Here is a 19,666-nt window from a genome sequence, read left to right as displayed (position 1 = left end):
CCGAAGGCTCACGAGGAGCCGAAATTTATACCTGCAACCAGAAGGTTACTGGGCCATCGTTGATGAGTGATACTTTCATGTCGGCCGCAAAACGTCCACGTTCTGTCGGCAACACCTCGGCACACACATCAGAAAAATAATCGTAAAGGCGCTCGGCCTCTTGCGGGTGTGCACCGCGTGAAAACCCAGCGCGCGTGCCCTTTTTGGTGTCGGCTGGCAAGGTAAACTGCGAGACCACCAGCACACTGCCCCCAACGTCTTTGACGCTGAGATTCATTTTACCGGCGTCGTCTTCAAACACACGATAGGTGGTGACACGCTCCACCAAGCGTTTGGCTTTGGCTTCATCGTCGTCGCGTTCTACCCCCAACAGCACCAACAGACCCCGGTTGATTTCACCGATGGTCTCACCGTCGACACGAACGGCCGCTTCACTCACCCGTTGAATCAAGGCTATCACTTTGGTTTCCTTCTTGTTTGTGCTGAGTTTGAGGCAATGAGTGTATCACGTCTGGGGACTCACTCCAGTCTTCACGCTCACCGAGCGCCGCCGTAACTTCGGCCCCAATCAACACAATCAACCAACACAAATACACCCAAACAAACAAAATAGGAATCGCGGCGAGTGCCCCGTATATCAACTGATAAGAAGGGAACTGAGTGATGTAGGCGGCAAAGGCCTTTTTACTCAGTTCAAATAACAATGCCGCGACAAACGCGCCAGCAATGGCATGCAAAAAGTGGACTTTTTTATTCGGCACCAGCAGGTATAAACCCGCAAACGCAAAGAATGACAACAGCAGCGGCAGGCGACGTAGGAAGAAGTTGAAGGCTCCCGTGAGCGCTTCACTGTCGAGCAGCTTGAGCGACGTGATATAGGACGTCAGCGCAATGCTGGCCCCCACCAAAATCGGGCCGAGCGTCAGAATCATCCAATACATCGAAAACGAAAACACCATGCGGCGTTTTTTGCGTACCCGCCAAATGTAGTTGAGGTTTTTATCGATGTTTGAGATCAACGTTAACGCGGCGACAAACAGGAACATCCCGCCGACCGCCGTCATCTTGCCCGTATTGGTCACAAACTCGCTCAAAGCATGGCGCACCGCATCGCCAGCCGCTGGGACGAAGTGGGTAATTACATAGTCTTGTACCACGTCACCGACATTTTCAAAAATCGAGAACGACGAGAGGATCGACAGCAACACGGTCAGCATGGGCACTAACGACAACAGCGTGATGTACGCCAGATACCCGGCGTTAACGTTCACTCGGTCGTGCACCATTCGACTCAATAAGTAACGACCAAATAATACGCTCTGCTTTACCAAAGTTTGGATTTTCAACTTGTCTCTCCCATGCGACTAAGCCATGCTAACGCCTTCATTTTAATTGAAAGGAGCGCATGATGCCTTACCTGTTGGCCATCTTCTTATCGATCTTTACTCTAACGGGCTGTCAAAGCGCCTACTACTCGGCGATGGAAAAAGTCGGCGTCCACAAACGCGACATCATGGTTGACCGCGTCGAGGCCGCTCAGGACGCCCAGAAAGACGCACAACAAGAACTGACCAGCGCGTTAGACGCCTTGTCGGCATTCACGCAGTTTGATGGCGGCGAACTCGAAAGCGCTTACGAGCGTATCAACGACCAGTATCAACACAGTGAAGACGCCGCCGCTGACGTTCGTGAGCGCATTGCCGCGATTGAAGACGTTGCCGAGGCGCTCTTTGATGAATGGCAAGGCGAACTGAAACTCTACACCAGCAGCAAACTGCGCCGCGCCAGCGAACAAAAACTCAACACCACCAAAGCGTCATATCAGACGATGCTCAAAGCGATGAAGCGCGCCGAGCAAAAAATGACGCCGGTGCTCAACACGCTGCGAGATAATACGCTCTTCTTGAAGCATAACCTCAATGCCAGTGCGGTAGGATCACTGCAAGGTGAATTTGCGACGCTGGAACAAGATATTCGCACCGCGATCACGCAAATGAACGCGGCAATTGAAGAATCAAATCAATTCCTCAATCAGTTGAAACAGTAATGCCTTATCGTGCTGCGTGCTCTCGCTCTAGCGTATGCAGCACAAATTCAACCCGCGCCGCCACCGGGCCAAATGGGACATCCACACAGTGATATCCCAATTGGGTGTATGTGGTGAGCAACTGCTCATGAATGGCGAGCGCTTGTGCAAACGGATAGGGTCGCACCTCATCTTGCACATAAATCGCCGCATGAGGCCGACAGACAAAGACCAAAGGGAAATACCCTTGGCTTTCGGCTTGCAGCTCAGCGTTCGGCGCAATCCCCGCTTCATGCAGATAACCACAAATGTCCGGAATCGCACGGTCCAAAAACGCCAAAGGTTCGTTTTCCGCACAGCACTTTTGCTCGCGCATTGCCACCAAACACAACTGAGCAAATCCCGGCAGATCGTGCCAAGGCAAAATGCCCTGAGGCTTGGCACGCTCCTGCTCAATCAAGCGTCTCGACACCTCGGGAAACGTTGCCATACCGGTTTGCGCGAACGCCTCTATCAAGGAGGTTTTTCCGGCGCCCGGACCGCCGGTGATGATGATCGGTTTCACTCTCACTCCTTTTCTCAGGGCGAAAAAAAGCCCCCAGCAAATGCTGAGGGCTTCACGCGATTCATTCAACGATTATTTTGCGTCGCGAGCAGCGCGTTTACGATCGTTTTCAGTCAGGTGACGTTTACGAATACGGATACTTTGTGGTGTTACTTCAACCAGTTCATCGTCATCGATAAACTCAAGCGCTTGCTCTAGCGTGTATTTGATTGCTGGAGTCAGAACTTGAGCTTCGTCCGTACCAGAAGCACGTACGTTGGTCAGCTGTTTGCCTTTCAGACAGTTGACAGTCAGGTCGTTCGAACGGTTGTGAATACCCACGATTTGACCTTCGTAAACTTCGTCCGCGTGTTCAGTGAACAGACGGCCACGTTCTTGCAGGTTAAACAGTGCGTAAGTCAGTGCTTTACCAGTTGCGTTCGAAATCAGTACGCCGTTCACACGTTGGCCGATGTTGCCGCCTTTGTGTGGACCGTAGTGGTCGAATGTATGGTACAGCAGACCAGAACCTGAAGTCAGCGTCATGAACTCAGTTTGGAAGCCGATCAGGCCACGTGATGGCATCACGAAGTCTAGACGTACACGGCCTTTGCCATCTGGAGACATATCTTTCAGTTCGCCTTTACGCAAACCGATTTTCTCCATGATGCCGCCTTGGTGCTCTTCCAACACGTCGATGGTCACGGTTTCAAACGGTTCCATCAGTTGGCCGTTTTCTTCTTTCAGGATTACTTCTGGACGAGATACTGCCAGTTCGAACCCTTCACGGCGCATGTTTTCGATCAGGATAGACAGGTGAAGTTCACCACGGCCTGATACGCGGAATTTATCTGGATCGTCAGTTTGCTCAACACGCAGTGCAACGTTGTGAACCAGTTCTTTTTCCAGACGCTCAAGGATGTTACGTGAGGTCACGAACTTACCTTCTTTACCCGCGAACGGAGAAGTGTTGACTTGGAAAGTCATGGTAACGGTTGGTTCGTCAACGCTCAGAGGTGGCAGCGCTTCGATGCAGTTCACGTCACAGATGGTGTCTGAAATTTTCAGTTCGCCAAGACCCGTGATTGCAACGATGTCACCCGCAGTTGCTTGTTCAGTTTCAGAACGTTGCAGACCCAGGTAACCCAGAACAGTACCCACTTTGCCGTTACGTTTTTTACCATCAGCGCTCACAACGGTCACTTGCTGGTTTGGTTTTACCGTACCGCGAGTCACACGGCCAACACCGATAACACCAACGTATGAGCTGTAGTCCAGCTGAGAAATTTGCATTTGCAGCGGACCTTCAAGGTCAACTTGAGGTGGTTCAACGTTATCCACGATCGCTTGGAACAGCGGTTCCATGTTCTCGCCCGTTTCGCCTTCTTCCAGCGTTGCCCAGCCGTTCAGCGCTGATGCGTAAACCACTTGGAAGTCCAGCTGTTCATCCGTTGCACCCAGGTTGTCGAACAGGTCAAAAACCTGATCCATAACCCAGTCAGGACGCGCGCCAGGGCGGTCGATTTTGTTGATCACAACGATTGGTTTCAGACCGTGAGCAAACGCTTTTTGAGTCACGAAACGAGTTTGTGGCATTGGGCCGTCAACGGCATCAACGATTAGACATACACAGTCAACCATTGACATGATACGTTCAACTTCACCACCGAAGTCCGCGTGTCCTGGGGTGTCTACGATGTTGATACGGTAGTCATGCCAGTTAATCGCAGTGTTTTTCGCTAGGATGGTAATGCCGCGCTCTTTTTCAATGTCGTTCGAGTCCATGACTCGCTCTTCAACATCACCGCGCGACTCTAACGTGCCTGATTGCTGGAGTAGTTTATCCACCAGGGTCGTTTTGCCGTGGTCAACGTGCGCGATAATCGCGATGTTTCTTAATTTATCAATCTGTGGAGTAGCCATGGAGTTTTGCTTCACTTATTTACACAAAATGGTCCGCTTTCGCGCGTAGGCGAAATCGGCACCTGAGTTTGGTTCAAAAAACGGCCAATAATGTACCAGATTTTGGCGAAAAACCTAGGAATATGTGATCTGTCACGCTGAATTTCGCTCCTTTAGAGCCTAGTTGTCAAATTGAGTTAAAACAAACCGAGACATACTGGTCGGAAATGGCAATTGACATCCCTGCAAATTAGCGGCTGAATAGTGTTCGCTTTGACAGATATTGGTGCAGTCAAAATTAATTTGCACCAACAAGGTGCAACAAAGGATCTTCTTGGTGCAGCAATAAGCACCAAAACGAACCAAACCTATGCAAGGCATTGAATTTATGGAACTTAAGAAATTGGCACGATTTTAGCTAATATGATTTCAGCACAGATTAAGTAGCAGTTCAGACATTAATCGATGCTGGAATTCATTTTTGATTCGAGCCCAAACCGCTTTATTAACACTGGAGGTTATCCAAGATGTCAGTAGAAAACGTACTATCGCTGATCCAAGAAAACGAAGTTAAGTTTGTTGACCTACGCTTCACAGACACAAAAGGTAAAGAGCAGCACATCTCTATCCCTGCTCACCAAATCGATGCAGACTTCTTCGAAGAAGGTAAAATGTTCGATGGTTCATCAGTTGCTGGCTGGAAAGGTATCAACGAATCAGACATGGTCATGATGCCTGATGCATCATCTGCTGTGCTTGACCCATTCACAGAAGACTCAACGCTGAACATCCGTTGTGACATTCTTGAGCCTGCAACCATGCAAGGCTACGATCGCGACCCACGCTCTATCGCAAAACGTGCAGAAGACTACATGCGTTCAACTGGCATCGCAGACACGGTCCTGATCGGTCCAGAGCCAGAGTTCTTCCTGTTTGATGACGTAAAATTCTCGACTGACATGTCCGGCTCTTTCTTCAAGATCGATGACGTTGAAGCCGCTTGGAACACAGGTACTGACTACGAAGACGGTAACAAAGGTCACCGTCCAGGCGTGAAAGGGGGTTACTTCCCAGTCGCACCAGTCGACTCATCACAAGACATCCGTTCAGCCATGTGTTTAATCATGGAAGAGATGGGTCTGGTTGTTGAAGCACACCACCACGAAGTTGCGACCGCAGGTCAGAACGAAATCGCTACACGTTTCAACACGTTGACCACTAAAGCGGACGAAATCCAAATCTACAAGTACGTTGTTCATAACGTTGCTCACGCATTCGGTAAAACAGCGACTTTCATGCCTAAACCACTGGTTGGCGACAACGGTTCTGGCATGCACGTACACCAATCTCTGGCGAAAGACGGTGTGAACCTGTTTGCTGGCGACAAGTACGGCGGCCTGTCTGAAATGGCGATCTACTACATCGGTGGTATCATCAAGCACGCACGTGCACTGAACGCCCTGACTAACCCGTCAACCAACTCATACAAGCGTCTGGTACCTCACTACGAAGCACCTGTGATGCTGGCTTACTCAGCGCGTAACCGTTCTGCGTCAATCCGTATCCCAGTGGTACCAAGCCCGAAAGCGCGTCGTATCGAAGTTCGCTTCCCAGATCCAGCAGCAAACCCATACCTTGCGTTTGCCGCGATGCTGATGGCTGGTCTTGACGGTATCAAGAACAAGATCCACCCAGGCGAAGCGATGGACAAAGACCTGTACGATCTGCCAGCAGAAGAAGCAGCAGAAATTCCTAAGGTTGCAGAATCACTGAAACAAGCGCTAGAAAGCCTAGATGCTGACCGTGAATTCCTGACCGCAGGCGGCGTATTCTCTGATGACTTCATCAACTCTTACATCGATCTGAAAACGAAAGATGTTGAGCGCATCAACACCGCTGTACACCCACTGGAATTCGAACTGTACTACTCTGTATAAGTTGCATTTCGTGTAACCTTCACGGGCTTACACCAGAAAATCAGGCTCGCCTCGCAGGCGGGCCTTTTTCATATTTGGCGTTTATCATCGGCAATTTAACATGAACGTTACATAATCTAGCGTCTTCGACGCTGCCGTTTTGGCCACCACCATGAGTGAGGTGAACGATGATTCGTATTGTGTTTTTGGGGTTACTCCTGTTGCTCACACTGCCGCTGAAGTTGAGCGCACAAAGTGTTTATACTTGGGAAGATGAACAAGGCGTGGTGCACTTTAGCGATGCGCCAGCCGACGATCAGGCCCAAGCCATTCACCTACCCGATGTGGATGCAACGCCCCCCGCTCCCAGTTATACCCCCGCCCAACCAATCGACCCACCTGCACCAAAATCGACCACCGAACCCCACATCGCGCTGCAAGTGACCCTGATCGCGCCCCGCCATGACCAAACCATTCGCGACAATCGCGGCCGAATGACCCTTGAGGTTGAACTCAATCGCCCGCTGAGCGTTGGTGAACACCTGCAATTGCTGATGGATGGCAAGCCTTACGGCGCACCCAGCACCAAAACGGTGTGGCACCTGAACAATATTGAACGCGGGCCTCATACCTTTTCAATTCAGGCATTTGGATTCGGCAAGGTTATTGCATCATCTAAGTTTGTAACGGTGCATTTACATCGAGCGTCCGTGAATTAGGCGATATCCACACTAATTTGCTCGATTTCAGGCAGTGTCTGGCTTTTTCTTTGTGCTCCGTTGCGCCATACTTGACAATTCGATGCACCATTTTTGTGCATTGCATTATTTTGGAACACGGACAAGGATGAACCTGTGAGTGCAGAGCTAAGCGAAACCATACTGAACAACGTTGTGACCGCCACTTTGATGTTGGATGAAACCCTGTGCGTGCGCTATGCCAACCCCGCAGCCGAACAGCTGTTTTCACAAAGTGCCAAACGCATCATCAATCAGCCGCTGTCTAAACTGATTCAACATGCGTCGATGGATCTGGCGCTGCTCTCACAGCCGCTGCAAAGCGGTCAGAGCATCACCGACAGTGACGTCACCTTCGTGGTCGATGGCAAACCCCTCATGCTGGAAGTGACCGTCAGCCCGTTATCATGGCAAAAAGAGCTGATGTTGTTGGTCGAAATGCGCAAAATTGGGCAACAGCGTCGCCTGACGCAAGAGCTTAACCAACATGCACAACAACAAGCGGCCAAACTGCTAGTGCGTGGCTTGGCCCATGAGATCAAAAATCCACTGGGTGGGTTACGCGGCGCAGCGCAACTTCTCGAGCGCATGCTGCCCGATCAGAGCCTGACTGAATACACCCAAATCATCATTGAACAAGCGGACCGCCTACGCGCGCTCGTGGATCGCCTGCTCGGCCCCCAAAAACCGGGCAAGAAAACCTCCGAGAACCTGCACCTGATTTTGGAAAAAGTTCGTCAGTTGGTGGAACTGGAAGGCCGCGCCGATCTCACAATTGAGCGCGATTACGATCCCAGTTTGCCCAACATCCTGATGGACACCGATCAGATCGAGCAAGCTCTGCTGAACATTGTCAGCAATGCAGCGCAAATTTTGGCCAACCAGCCACATGGCGTGATCACACTCCGCACCAGAACGGTGCACCAAGCCAATATTCATGGCCAACGACATAAGTTGGTGGCCAGAATCGAAATCATCGATAACGGTCCGGGCATTCCGCTCGAACTTCAAGACACGCTGTTTTACCCCATGGTCAGCGGTCGTGAGGGCGGCACCGGACTTGGCTTATCGATTTCGCAAAACCTGATTGACCAGCACAATGGAAAAATAGATGTAGAAAGCTGGCCAGGTAGAACCACATTTACGATTTATTTACCGATTTGAACGACGTGACCATTCTCGCTTGGAGAATGGAGGCTGCTGTTGAGGAAACCAGACTATGAGTAAAGGATACGTATGGGTTGTCGATGACGACAGCTCGATTCGCTGGGTGATGGAGAAAACCCTGTCGTCAGCCAATATTAAGTGTGAAACCTTTTCTGATGCAGAAAGTGTGTTGATGGCACTCGAACGAGAAACCCCTGACGTCTTAGTTTCCGATATTCGTATGCCCGGCATTGATGGGATTGAGCTATTGCACCAAGTGCACTCACGCTCACCGGAATTGCCGGTGATCATCATGACCGCGCACTCCGACTTGGATGCCGCAGTCAACGCCTACCAAAAGGGGGCATTCGAATATCTGCCGAAGCCATTTGATGTCGATGAAACGTTAACCCTCGTTGAGCGCGCCATTGCGCATGGTCAGGAGCAGCGTAAAGAACAATCGCAGCATTTGGTTCCCACCTACGATGCACCAGAAATCATCGGTGAAGCCCCCGCGATGCAAGAAGTGTTTCGCGCCATCGGCCGCCTCTCTCGCTCCTCTATTTCAGTGCTGATTAACGGTGAATCCGGCACGGGTAAAGAACTGGTGGCGCATGCACTGCACCGTCACAGCCCGCGCGCGCAAAAGCCGTTCATCGCGTTGAACATGGCCGCGATTCCCAAGGATTTGATTGAATCAGAGCTGTTTGGTCACGAAAAAGGGGCGTTTACCGGCGCCAACAACGTGCGCCAAGGCCGTTTCGAACAGGCCAATGGCGGCACACTGTTTCTGGATGAAATTGGCGATATGCCGCTGGATATTCAAACCCGTCTGCTGCGCGTGCTTGCAGACGGACAGTTTTATCGCGTGGGTGGCCATTCAGCGATCAAAGTCGATGTGCGCATCGTGGCCGCAACCCACCAGAACCTAGAAAAACTGGTACATCAAGGCAAATTCCGTGAAGACTTATTTCACCGTCTGAACGTCATTCGCATTCAAATCCCGTCATTACGTGAGCGCCGTCAGGATATTGATAAGCTGACTAAACATTTCCTCGCTTTGGCCGCCAAAGAGTTAGGTGTGGAGATGAAAACGCTGCACCCCAAAACGATTGAGATACTTAACCGCCTCGACTGGCCCGGGAACGTGCGTCAGTTGGAAAACATGTGCCGTTGGTTAACCGTGATGGCCAGCGGCACTGAAGTGCTCCCGAGCGATCTACCTTCTGAGCTGTTGGCTGAAAAGAAAAGCGTCGACTTTGACAGCGATGCCAGCTGGCAAAAACAGCTTGAAGCGTGGGCGAAATCGGCGTTGGCCTCGGGAGAAACCGAGATACTTTCGTACGCACTCCCAGAATTTGAACGTATACTTTTAGAGGCAGCACTCAATCACACCAATGGCCATAAGCAGGACGCCGCCAAAGTATTAGGTTGGGGACGCAATACGCTCACACGGAAACTGAAAGAGCTGTATTAGCATGTAGGTTGTCTCCCGCTGCCAATCCTAATACCGGCCATTAGCGCAGAATCAGGATATGCCGTTCAGACAACAGATGACTTTAAAAACTGCAGTGTTGTTTCCTTTTGTGATCATTATTTTGGTCACCATTGGAGTCATCGGCGCGGTACAAAAATACAGCTACGAACAGATGGTTCAGGACGTGAGCCGCAAGCAGCTCACGTTCCTGTCCAGCAATGTCGACCAACGGCTGCATACCTTTCTGGATGAGCCATTTCGCGCCAACCAAAGCATGAGTTATGGCATTGGCTTCCATCAGTTGTATCAACCCCACCAAGCGCAGGTGATCGAGCGCTTTCTTCACTCAGGGTTTGATGAGCTGTATCGGCCGATTTCGCAAATCGATGTGATGAGCTTTGCCGGCATTCACGGCGAATTTGTCGGTTTTCGCAAAGAGGACAATCAAGACTTTACGCTGATGCTCAAAGATGCACGCACTCAGCAACAGTTGATGATCTACCACGGTGACTCGGTGAATGGTGAAGTCCGTTCCGTCATCAATCACTATGACCCTCGCACCCGCCCGTTTTACACACCAGTCGCTGCCAATCCGCGTCCGATGTGGTCATCGGTATACACCAACATGGATGAACGTCAGGACATCACCCTGTCCGCGCTCACGCCCGTCATGCAACAACAGCAGTTTGTTGGCGTCATGGTCATCGACGTGAAGATCAGCACCTTCAACGCGTTCCTGCATCAGTTAAAGCGTGAAACCAACGCTGATGTCTATATCTTTGACGGTGACCAACGCTTGATTGCACACACGGTGCCGACGGGCGTGGTCTCTTGGGGAACCGAGTCGTCTCCCAAAGGAGAACGACTCACGACACAAGAAACCCCGAACCCCGTGCTCAAAGCCAGCGCGACACACATCGCGCATTCACTGCATACCGAACATGCCGTTCCCAGCCAAGTGTTTAGCACCAGCGTCGATGGCGCGCGCTATTTCAACCAAGTCGCCGCGGTTAGGGATGAATACGGGCTTCAATGGTATATCAACGTCACCATCTCTGAAGCCGACCTCTTGGGTTCGCTACCACAAAACCAGCGCAATAGCTGGTTACTGGGGTTGCTCGTGAGCTTATTCGGCATCGGGATTGGTTTTATCACATTCAACCGAGTCACGGCGCCGATCACCTCCACCGCCGTGGCCGCAAAACATCTAGCACAGGGCGACTGGAACAGTTCTATGCCCAAACCCGGCAAGATCTACGAAACCAGCATGATGGTGTACGCCTTTACCGAAATGGCCAACAACTTAAAGGCGTCCTTCAAAGCACTGCGCGAACAATTGATTTATGACTCGTTGACCAAGGTATACAGCCGTGAAGGCATCATCGATTGCTGTAGCCAGATGCCTGTGCTGCGGGGCAGCTTATTTCTCATCGGCATCGATAAGTTTCGAGACATCAATGACAGCCTCGGTCATCACCAGGCCGACCAACTGTTGGTGTTGATCGCCCAACGCCTCAAAACCGTGAATAACGAAGAGACATACATCGCACGCATCGGGGGCGATGAATTCGCGATTTATCGGCCGCATTGTGTGGAGGAACAACAGGTGAAGCACTTTGCTCAGCAATTGCTACAGCTGTTTGCGACACCATTTCATATGCCAAACGAAAACATCGCCGTGAACATCTCCATCGGCATCGTACATCATCTACCTTCCGCCAGTATGACGGTTTGGCTGCGCAACGGCAGCATTGCGCTCAGCAACGCGAAACAGGACTCAACTCGCATCAGTTATTACGTTCCAGAAATGGCCGATATTTCGCGCAAACGGACTCAAATGGTCACGCACATTAAGCTGGCACTAGAGAACCGAGAGTTTGTACCGTTCTATCAACCCATTGTGGATCTCCACAGCGGTGAAGTACTGGGGGCGGAAGCGTTAGCACGCTGGTTATCGCCGGAGTTTGGCCTCGTACCGCCAATGGATTTCATTCCAATCGCCGAAGAAAGCGGCCTGATCAACGCCATTGGTGAACACATGCTGCGCCAAGCCTGCTGGGACACCGTGCAAGGCATTGAACAAGGCAAGTGGTCGGCGGACTTCCAAATGCACGTGAATTTATCAGTCAATCAATTGTCTCACCCAGAGTTCTTACCGCAGTTGCGAGAGACATTACGCGACACCGGGATGCAGCCCAATAACCTCACCTTGGAGATCACCGAATCGCGCATCGTCAACAACGACCCCGTCATTCTCAATACCATGCAAGCCATTAAACAACTGGGCATCCGTTTGGCCATCGACGACTTCGGTACAGGATATAGCTCGTTGGCCTACTTGTATAAATTGCCATTCGACTGTCTGAAGATCGATCGTGCGTTTGTTTCGTTACTCAACCCAACGCATTTTGAAACCAGCATCGCCGCCACCATCATCACGCTGGCCAACAGTTTTAAAGTCAACATCGTCGCCGAAGGCATTGAAACACCGGAACAAGCAGAGTTGTTGGCAAAATTACATTGCCCACAAGGACAAGGCTTCCTATTTAATAAGCCAATGTCTTATCACGAATGGCCAACAGATCTAGTGAACATGAAGAGAATATCGGCAAAATAGCGACGATTTCCGCTTTCTCACTACTGACACTTCATGGTTTGGTTTTTATACTTAGCGCAGATTTTGACTTGGTAGATGAACATGATTACGAAAACTATTCCACTCACCGATTTGCACCGTCACCTCGACGGGAACATTCGCACTCAAACTATTCTCGACCTCGGGCAAAAATTTGGTATTGCTTTACCCGCCAACACGGTAGAGGCACTCACGCCACACGTACAAATTGTGGAAGCTGAGCCTTCACTGGTGGCCTTCCTGTCTAAACTGGATTGGGGCGTGGCCGTACTGGGCGATTTGGATGCGTGTCGCCGCGTTGCGTATGAAAACGTGGAGGACGCACTGCATGCTCAAATTGATTACGCAGAACTGCGTTTTTCCCCGTACTACATGGCGATGAAACACAACCTACCCGTAGCGGGCGTGGTTGAAGCGGTCGTCGATGGCGTTCAAGCCGGCGTACGCGATTTTGGCGTTCAGGCGAACCTGATTGGGATTATGAGCCGTACTTTTGGCACAGACGCTTGTCAGCAAGAACTGGCGGGCATTCTAAGCCAAAAAGATCACATTGTGGCCGTCGATCTGGCCGGTGATGAGCTGGGCCAGCCTGGCGATCGCTTTGTCAGCCACTTTAAACAAGTGCGTGATGCCGGTTTACACATCACTGTGCATGCCGGAGAAGCTGCAGGTCCAGAAAGCATGTGGCAGGCGATTCGTGATTTGGGAGCCACTCGTATTGGTCATGGTGTGAAAGCCATTCACGATCCGGAGTTGATGGATTATTTAGCCAAGCATCGCATTGGTATCGAGTCTTGTCTCACCTCCAACATTCAAACCAGTACAGTAGAAAGCTTCGCACAACACCCTCTCAAGCGTTTCTTGGAGCATGGTGTACTTGCATGCTTGAATACCGACGATCCAGCAGTCGAAGGCATTGAGCTGCCTTACGAGTATGAGGTAGCCGCACCTCTAGCCGGACTGAGCCAAGAACAGATTCATCAGGCACAGATCAATGGTCTGGAGCTGGCTTTTCTTTCCGAAGCTGACAAACAGGCCCTCAAAGCCAAAGTCGCTCAGCGCGTGTAACGTAAAAACTCTTTTCTGTTAAAGCCGATGCCTATCGCATCGGCTTTTTTATGGTTCATCGCTGCTACTCATAAATCGCGTGAGCGCAGCTTCGCCAGTGTCAATAAACAACGTCATCGTGACCGTCATTCACCCATTGAGAACCAGTCAAGATGTCAATCACGAGCGGAGCGCACTGAAATCACAAAGAGTAAGAGGAAAAATTTGGAGTACGTAGCACGGAATAAACAAGAGAGTTCAGGAATAAAGGAAATAAAGGAAATAAAGGAAATAAAGGATGGCAATTCGGTGCATTTTCTAAACGCCAGATAGCAAAAAACCCAGTCAAAGACTGGGTTTTCAAAATAAGTGGCGGAGCGGACGGGACTCGAACCCGCGACCCCCGGCGTGACAGGCCGGTATTCTAACCAACTGAACTACCGCTCCGCACTGGTTAGACTCAAGAGTCTAAATTTAAAGCCTGGCGATGTTCTACTCTCACATGGGGAGACCCCACACTACCATCGACGCTGTTTCGTTTCACTTCTGAGTTCGGAATGGAGTCAGGTGGGTCCAAAACGCTGTGGTCGCCAAGCAAATTCTTAAAATTCGGAAAGCTGTTTCATTCTCACAACACATTCTTATGCGCTTAGCTTTGAGTCCAATACAAAACCCCTTGGGTGTTGTATGGTTAAGCCTCACGGGCAATTAGTACAGGTTAGCTCAACGCCTCACAACGCTTACACACCCTGCCTATCAACGTTCTAGTCTCGAACAACCCTTTAGGATACTTAAAGTATCAGGGAAGACTCATCTCAGGGCTCGCTTCCCGCTTAGATGCTTTCAGCGGTTATCGATTCCGAACTTAGCTACCGGGCAATGCGTCTGGCGACACAACCCGAACACCAGAGGTTCGTCCACTCCGGTCCTCTCGTACTAGGAGCAGCCCCCTTCAATCTTCCAACGCCCACGGCAGATAGGGACCGAACTGTCTCACGACGTTCTAAACCCAGCTCGCGTACCACTTTAAATGGCGAACAGCCATACCCTTGGGACCGACTTCAGCCCCAGGATGTGATGAGCCGACATCGAGGTGCCAAACACCGCCGTCGATATGAACTCTTGGGCGGTATCAGCCTGTTATCCCCGGAGTACCTTTTATCCGTTGAGCGATGGCCCTTCCATTCAGAACCACCGGATCACTATGACCTGCTTTCGCACCTGCTCGAACCGTCATTCTCGCAGTTAAGCGGGCTTATGCCATTGCACTAACCTCACGATGTCCAACCGTGATTAGCCCACCTTCGTGCTCCTCCGTTACTCTTTGGGAGGAGACCGCCCCAGTCAAACTACCCACCAGGCACTGTCCTCAACCCGGATAACGGGTCTAAGTTAGAACATCAAACATACAAGGGTGGTATTTCAAGGTCGGCTCCAACGCAACTGGCGTCACGTCTTCAAAGCCTCCCACCTATCCTACACATGTAGGTTCAATGTTCAGTGCCAAGCTGTAGTAAAGGTTCACGGGGTCTTTCCGTCTAGCCGCGGGTACACTGCATCTTCACAGCGATTTCAATTTCACTGAGTCTCGGGTGGAGACAGCGTGGCCATCATTACGCCATTCGTGCAGGTCGGAACTTACCCGACAAGGAATTTCGCTACCTTAGGACCGTTATAGTTACGGCCGCCGTTTACCGGGGCTTCGATCAAGAGCTTCGACCGAAGTCTAACCCCATCAATTAACCTTCCGGCACCGGGCAGGCGTCACACCGTATACGTCATCTTACGATTTTGCACAGTGCTGTGTTTTTAATAAACAGTTGCAGCCACCTGGTATCTGCGACTCTCATCAGCTCCATCCGCGAGGGACTTCACCATCAAGAGCGTACCTTCTCCCGAAGTTACGGTACCATTTTGCCTAGTTCCTTCACCCGAGTTCTCTCAAGCGCCTTGGTATTCTCTACCCGACCACCTGTGTCGGTTTGGGGTACGATTCCTTACAATCTGAAGCTTAGAGGCTTTTCCTGGAAGCATGGCATCAATGACTTCACACCCGTAGGTGCTCGACGTCGTGTCTCAGCCTTAAAGAGAGCCGGATTTACCTAACTCTCAAGCCTACGCACTTGAACCTGGACAACCGTCGCCAGGCCCACCTAGCCTTCTCCGTCCCCCCATCGCAATTGTAAGAAGTACGGGAATATTAACCCGTTTCCCATCGACTACGCTTTTCAGCCTCGCCTTAGGGGTCGACTTACCCTGCCCCGATTAACGTTGGACAGGAACCCTTGGTCTTCCGGCGGGGAGGTTTTTCACCCCCCTTGTCGTTACTCATGTCAGCATTCGCACTTCTGATACCTCCAGCATGCTTTACAACACACCTTCAACGGCTTACAGAACGCTCCCCTACCCAATACGATAAATCGCATTGCCGCAGCTTCGGTTTACAGCTTAGCCCCGTTACATCTTCCGCGCAGGCCGACTCGACTAGTGAGCTATTACGCTTTCTTTAAATGATGGCTGCTTCTAAGCCAACATCCTAGCTGTCTGAGCCTTCCCACATCGTTTCCCACTTAGCTGTAATTTGGGACCTTAGCTGGCGGTCTGGGTTGTTTCCCTCTCCACGACGGACGTTAGCACCCGCCGTGTGTCTCCCGGATATTACTTACTGGTATTCGGAGTTTGCAAAGGGTTGGTAAGTCGGGATGACCCCCTAGCCTTAACAGTGCTCTACCCCCAGTAGTATTCGTCCGAGGCGCTACCTAAATAGCTTTCGGGGAGAACCAGCTATCTCCGAGTTTGATTGGCCTTTCACCCCTAGCCACAAGTCATCCGCTAATTTTTCAACATTAGTCGGTTCGGTCCTCCAGTTGATGTTACTCAACCTTCAACCTGCCCATGGCTAGATCACCCGGTTTCGGGTCTATATCCAGAGACTGAACGCCCAGTTAAGACTCGGTTTCCCTACGGCTCCCCTATATGGTTAACCTTGCCACTGAATATAAGTCGCTGACCCATTATACAAAAGGTACGCAGTCACCCCACAAAGGAGGCTCCTACTGCTTGTACGTACACGGTTTCAGGTTCTATTTCACTCCCCTCACAGGGGTTCTTTTCGCCTTTCCCTCACGGTACTGGTTCACTATCGGTCAGTCAGGAGTATTTAGCCTTGGAGGATGGTCCCCCCATATTCAGACAGGATAACACGTGTCCCGCCCTACTCGATTTCACTGAACATGCGCTGTCGGCTACGGGGCTATCACCCTGTTTCGCGGTCCTTTCCAGAACCTTCACCTGACGCATGTAAAGCTTAAGGGCTAATCCAATTTCGCTCGCCGCTACTATCGGAATCTCGGTTGATTTCTTCTCCTCGGGGTACTTAGATGTTTCAGTTCCCCCGGTTCGCCCTGTTAACCTATGTATTCAGTTAACAGTAACTGCTTATGCAGTTGGGTTTCCCCATTCGGAAATCTCAGACTCAAGTGGCTGTTACTGCCTAATCTGAGCTTATCGCAAGTTACTACGTCCTTCATCGCCTCTGACTGCCAAGGCATCCACCGTGTACGCTTAGTCACTTAACCATACAACCCGAAGGAGTTTCGGGTTGTTGTTAAACAACCTAGGTGTCACACATTTAATTTACATGAGTGTGTGACTGATTTTGCCGGACTCAATTTGAAGACTTACTGAAACAGTAAGCTTCGATACCAAGCACACTTGAATGTGTTTGTTGGTGTATTCCATTAGGAATACATTGAGAACTTTACAAACAACAATAAACTGTTGTTTTGTCAGCTTTCCAAATTGTTAAAGAGCAAGATTTTCTAATGAAAACCATGTTTAAAAGCACTCATTGAATGCGTTTAAAGATGGTGGGCGATACCGGGTTCGAACCAGTGACCCCCTGCTTGTAAGGCAGGTGCTCTCCCAACTGAGCTAATCGCCCATTATTCAAGAATGGTGGAGCTAAGCAGGATCGAACTGCTGACCTCCTGCGTGCAAGGCAGGCGCTCTCCCAGCTGAGCTATAGCCCCAGTCTTGAGTTTTAATTCCTAATGGAAGGAATGGTGGGTCGTGCAGGATTCGAACCTGCGACCAATTGATTAAAAGTCAACTGCTCTACCAACTGAGCTAACGACCCGTGGTATCCCGTAGGGGAGTCGAACCCCTGTTACCGCCGTGAAAGGGCGGTGTCCTAGGCCTCTAGACGAACGGGACACTAAGATACTCTTCACATCTAAACCGTATCAATCTGTGTGAACACTCATCGCAATAATCTTCGTATAAGGAGGTGATCCAGCGCCAGGTTCCCCTAGCGCTACCTTGTTACGACTTCACCCCAGTCATGAACCACAAAGTGGCAAGCGTCCTCCCGAAGGTTAAACTACCTGCTTCTTTTGCAGCCCACTCCCATGGTGTGACGGGCGGTGTGTACAAGGCCCGGGAACGTATTCACCGTGGCATTCTGATCCACGATTACTAGCGATTCCGACTTCATGGAGTCGAGTTGCAGACTCCAATCCGGACTACGACGCACTTTTTGGGATTCGCTCACTTTCGCAAGTTGGCCGCCCTCTGTATGCGCCATTGTAGCACGTGTGTAGCCCTACTCGTAAGGGCCATGATGACTTGACGTCGTCCCCACCTTCCTCCGGTTTATCACCGGCAGTCTCCCTGGAGTTCCCGACATTACTCGCTGGCAAACAAGGATAAGGGTTGCGCTCGTTGCGGGACTTAACCCAACATTTCACAACACGAGCTGACGACAGCCATGCAGCACCTGTCTCAGAGTTCCCGAAGGCACCAAAGCATCTCTGCTAAGTTCTCTGGATGTCAAGAGTAGGTAAGGTTCTTCGCGTTGCATCGAATTAAACCACATGCTCCACCGCTTGTGCGGGCCCCCGTCAATTCATTTGAGTTTTAATCTTGCGACCGTACTCCCCAGGCGGTCTACTTAACGCGTTAGCTCCGAAAGCCACGGCTCAAGGCCACAACCTCCAAGTAGACATCGTTTACGGCGTGGACTACCAGGGTATCTAATCCTGTTTGCTCCCCACGCTTTCGCATCTGAGTGTCAGTATCTGTCCAGGGGGCCGCCTTCGCCACCGGTATTCCTTCAGATCTCTACGCATTTCACCGCTACACCTGAAATTCTACCCCCCTCTACAGTACTCTAGCCTGCCAGTTTCAAATGCAATTCCGAGGTTGAGCCCCGGGCTTTCACATCTGACTTAACAAACCACCTGCATGCGCTTTACGCCCAGTAATTCCGATTAACGCTCGCACCCTCCGTATTACCGCGGCTGCTGGCACGGAGTTAGCCGGTGCTTCTTCTGCAGCTAACGTCAAAGAATACCGCTATTAACGATATCCCCTTCCTCACTGCTGAAAGTACTTTACAACCCGAAGGCCTTCTTCATACACGCGGCATGGCTGCATCAGGCTTGCGCCCATTGTGCAATATTCCCCACTGCTGCCTCCCGTAGGAGTCTGGACCGTGTCTCAGTTCCAGTGTGGCTGATCATCCTCTCAGACCAGCTAGGGATCGTCGCCTTGGTGAGCCCTTACCTCACCAACTAGCTAATCCCACCTGGGCATATCCTGACGCGAGAGGCCCGAAGGTCCCCCTCTTTGAGCCGAAGCTATCATGCGGTATTAGCCATCGTTTCCAATGGTTATCCCCCACATCAGGGCAATTTCCCAGGCATTACTCACCCGTCCGCCGCTCGCCGCCCAACAAATCTCCCGAAGGTTCAATGTTGTCGCTGCCGCTCGACTTGCATGTGTTAGGCCTGCCGCCAGCGTTCAATCTGAGCCATGATCAAACTCTTCAATTTAAGATTTTGTGGCTCAATGAATACTGACTTCAAATTACCTTAGTAATTCAAAGCTATTATCGTTCCAACAGAACGATAATGAATTGACTGTGCCGATACCGAAGTATCGATTGGTCACTCAGTTCATTGATACCTAAGTTGATTCTTTAGAATCATCTTCGATTATCATCAACGAGTGCCCACACAGATTGATAGGTTTATATTGTTAAAGAGCTTTGCTTTCAGTGCGTTAGCACTTAGGCAGGACGCGTATATTACGCTTCACACCGTGAAAGTCAACATAAAACTCTAAGTTTTTTTAGAGCTCTATGGTGACTTGCTTAAAGTTTAAGCAAGTGCAAATTAAAGCCTGGCGATGTTCTACTCTCACATGGGGAGACCCCACACTACCATCGACGCTGT

11 protein-coding genes, 5 tRNA genes and 3 rRNA genes are annotated in these 19,666 nt (G+C 50.7%); 7 read left to right on the top strand and 12 right to left on the bottom strand.

Translation table 11 applies throughout. The annotated features are described in order from the left end of the window. Window positions 1-25: 25 nt before the first annotated feature. Together dtd and VFA_RS18860 are read right to left on the bottom strand one after the other, a co-directional pair. Window positions 26-460, bottom strand: coding sequence for a D-aminoacyl-tRNA deacylase (gene dtd, locus VFA_RS18865; protein ID WP_004728441.1), 435 nt, complete (start codon window positions 458-460; stop codon window positions 26-28). Next, window positions 432-1,346, bottom strand: coding sequence for a virulence factor BrkB family protein (locus tag VFA_RS18860; protein WP_014204276.1), 915 nt, complete (start codon window positions 1,344-1,346; stop codon window positions 432-434). The genes dtd and VFA_RS18860 overlap by 29 nt, the downstream gene beginning before the upstream one ends. Window positions 1,347-1,408: 62 nt before the next feature. Here VFA_RS18860 and VFA_RS18855 point away from each other — a divergent pair, with 62 nt between their 5' ends. Further along, a complete protein-coding gene (locus VFA_RS18855) occupies window positions 1,409-2,047 on the top strand; it encodes a DUF2959 domain-containing protein (RefSeq protein ID WP_004728439.1) in 639 nt (212 codons plus the stop codon). Window positions 2,048-2,051: 4 nt separating this feature from the next. Here the strand turns inward: VFA_RS18855 and VFA_RS18850 are convergent, their stop codons facing one another. Both VFA_RS18850 and typA read right to left on the bottom strand, forming a co-directional pair. Beyond that, a complete protein-coding gene (locus VFA_RS18850) occupies window positions 2,052-2,591 on the bottom strand; it encodes an AAA family ATPase (protein WP_004728438.1) in 540 nt (179 codons plus the stop codon). A 72-nt stretch (window positions 2,592-2,663) separates the two neighbouring features. Further along, window positions 2,664-4,493 (bottom strand): translational GTPase TypA, encoded by a 1,830-nt coding sequence (gene typA / locus VFA_RS18845; protein WP_004728437.1) that lies wholly within the window; start codon window positions 4,491-4,493, stop codon window positions 2,664-2,666. 506 nt (window positions 4,494-4,999) lie between these two features. Between typA and glnA the strand changes: the two genes are divergently transcribed. The 6 genes from glnA to add all read left to right on the top strand — a co-directional run bounded on the left by glnA (window position 5,000) and on the right by add (window position 13,451). Further along, window positions 5,000-6,409 carry a glutamate--ammonia ligase gene (gene glnA, locus VFA_RS18840; RefSeq protein ID WP_004728436.1) on the top strand — a complete coding sequence of 470 codons (1,410 nt, stop codon included), beginning with the start codon at window positions 5,000-5,002 and terminating at the stop codon, window positions 6,407-6,409. A 167-nt stretch (window positions 6,410-6,576) separates the two neighbouring features. After that, the gene (locus tag VFA_RS18835) at window positions 6,577-7,107 is read left to right on the top strand and encodes a DUF4124 domain-containing protein (protein ID WP_004728435.1); all 531 of its coding nucleotides are present in this window, start codon (window positions 6,577-6,579) and stop codon (window positions 7,105-7,107) included. Window positions 7,108-7,242: 135 nt separating this feature from the next. Beyond that, window positions 7,243-8,289, top strand: coding sequence for a nitrogen regulation protein NR(II) (gene glnL / locus VFA_RS18830; protein ID WP_004728434.1), 1,047 nt, complete (start codon window positions 7,243-7,245; stop codon window positions 8,287-8,289). A gap of 55 nt (window positions 8,290-8,344) precedes the next feature. Beyond that, window positions 8,345-9,748 (top strand): nitrogen regulation protein NR(I), encoded by a 1,404-nt coding sequence (glnG, locus tag VFA_RS18825; RefSeq protein ID WP_004728433.1) that lies wholly within the window; start codon window positions 8,345-8,347, stop codon window positions 9,746-9,748. Between the two features lie 58 nt (window positions 9,749-9,806). Next, entirely contained in the window at window positions 9,807-12,365 is a 2,559-nt protein-coding gene (gepA, locus tag VFA_RS18820; RefSeq protein WP_038152586.1) for a phosphodiesterase GepA, read from the top strand. A gap of 81 nt (window positions 12,366-12,446) precedes the next feature. Further along, the gene (gene add, locus VFA_RS18815) at window positions 12,447-13,451 is read left to right on the top strand and encodes an adenosine deaminase (RefSeq protein WP_038152630.1); all 1,005 of its coding nucleotides are present in this window, start codon (window positions 12,447-12,449) and stop codon (window positions 13,449-13,451) included. Between the two features lie 349 nt (window positions 13,452-13,800). Here the strand turns inward: add and VFA_RS18810 are convergent. The 8 genes from VFA_RS18810 to VFA_RS18775 form a co-directional block, all read right to left on the bottom strand. Further along, window positions 13,801-13,877 (bottom strand) — tRNA-Asp (locus tag VFA_RS18810). Window positions 13,878-13,909: 32 nt separating this feature from the next. Next, a 5S ribosomal RNA gene (gene rrf, locus VFA_RS18805) occupies window positions 13,910-14,025 on the bottom strand. Between the two features lie 92 nt (window positions 14,026-14,117). Next, window positions 14,118-17,008, bottom strand: a 23S ribosomal RNA gene (locus tag VFA_RS18800). A 289-nt stretch (window positions 17,009-17,297) separates the two neighbouring features. Next, window positions 17,298-17,373: transfer RNA gene (locus VFA_RS18795), tRNA-Val, on the bottom strand. 12 nt (window positions 17,374-17,385) lie between these two features. After that, a tRNA-Ala gene (locus tag VFA_RS18790) sits at window positions 17,386-17,461 on the bottom strand. Between the two features lie 31 nt (window positions 17,462-17,492). After that, a tRNA-Lys gene (locus tag VFA_RS18785) sits at window positions 17,493-17,568 on the bottom strand. A gap of 1 nt (window position 17,569) precedes the next feature. Then, window positions 17,570-17,645: transfer RNA gene (locus VFA_RS18780), tRNA-Glu, on the bottom strand. A gap of 66 nt (window positions 17,646-17,711) precedes the next feature. Beyond that, window positions 17,712-19,264: ribosomal RNA gene (locus VFA_RS18775) — 16S ribosomal RNA — on the bottom strand. Together the 16S, 23S and 5S rRNA genes with 5 tRNA genes alongside form the textbook arrangement of a ribosomal RNA operon. Window positions 19,265-19,666 lie beyond the last annotated feature (402 nt).

The sequence above is a fragment of the Vibrio furnissii CIP 102972 genome, from assembly GCF_000176175.1.
Taxonomy (GTDB): domain Bacteria; phylum Pseudomonadota; class Gammaproteobacteria; order Enterobacterales; family Vibrionaceae; genus Vibrio; species Vibrio furnissii.
The sequence above is the reverse complement of the archived record's forward strand: the minus strand, read 5'-3'. Positions and strand labels throughout refer to the sequence as shown.

Coding starts and splice junctions, on each gene's coding strand:
- glnA (WP_004728436.1), top strand. CDS start 5,000: ATGTCAGTAGAAAACGTACTATCGCTGATCCAAGAAAACGAAGTTAAG.
- add (WP_038152630.1), top strand. CDS start 12,447: ATGATTACGAAAACTATTCCACTCACCGATTTGCACCGTCACCTCGAC.
- gepA (WP_038152586.1), top strand. CDS start 9,807: ATGCCGTTCAGACAACAGATGACTTTAAAAACTGCAGTGTTGTTTCCT.
- VFA_RS18835 (WP_004728435.1), top strand. CDS start 6,577: ATGATTCGTATTGTGTTTTTGGGGTTACTCCTGTTGCTCACACTGCCG.
- glnG (WP_004728433.1), top strand. CDS start 8,345: ATGAGTAAAGGATACGTATGGGTTGTCGATGACGACAGCTCGATTCGC.
- typA (WP_004728437.1), bottom strand. CDS start 4,493: ATGGCTACTCCACAGATTGATAAATTAAGAAACATCGCGATTATCGCG.
- VFA_RS18855 (WP_004728439.1), top strand. CDS start 1,409: ATGCCTTACCTGTTGGCCATCTTCTTATCGATCTTTACTCTAACGGGC.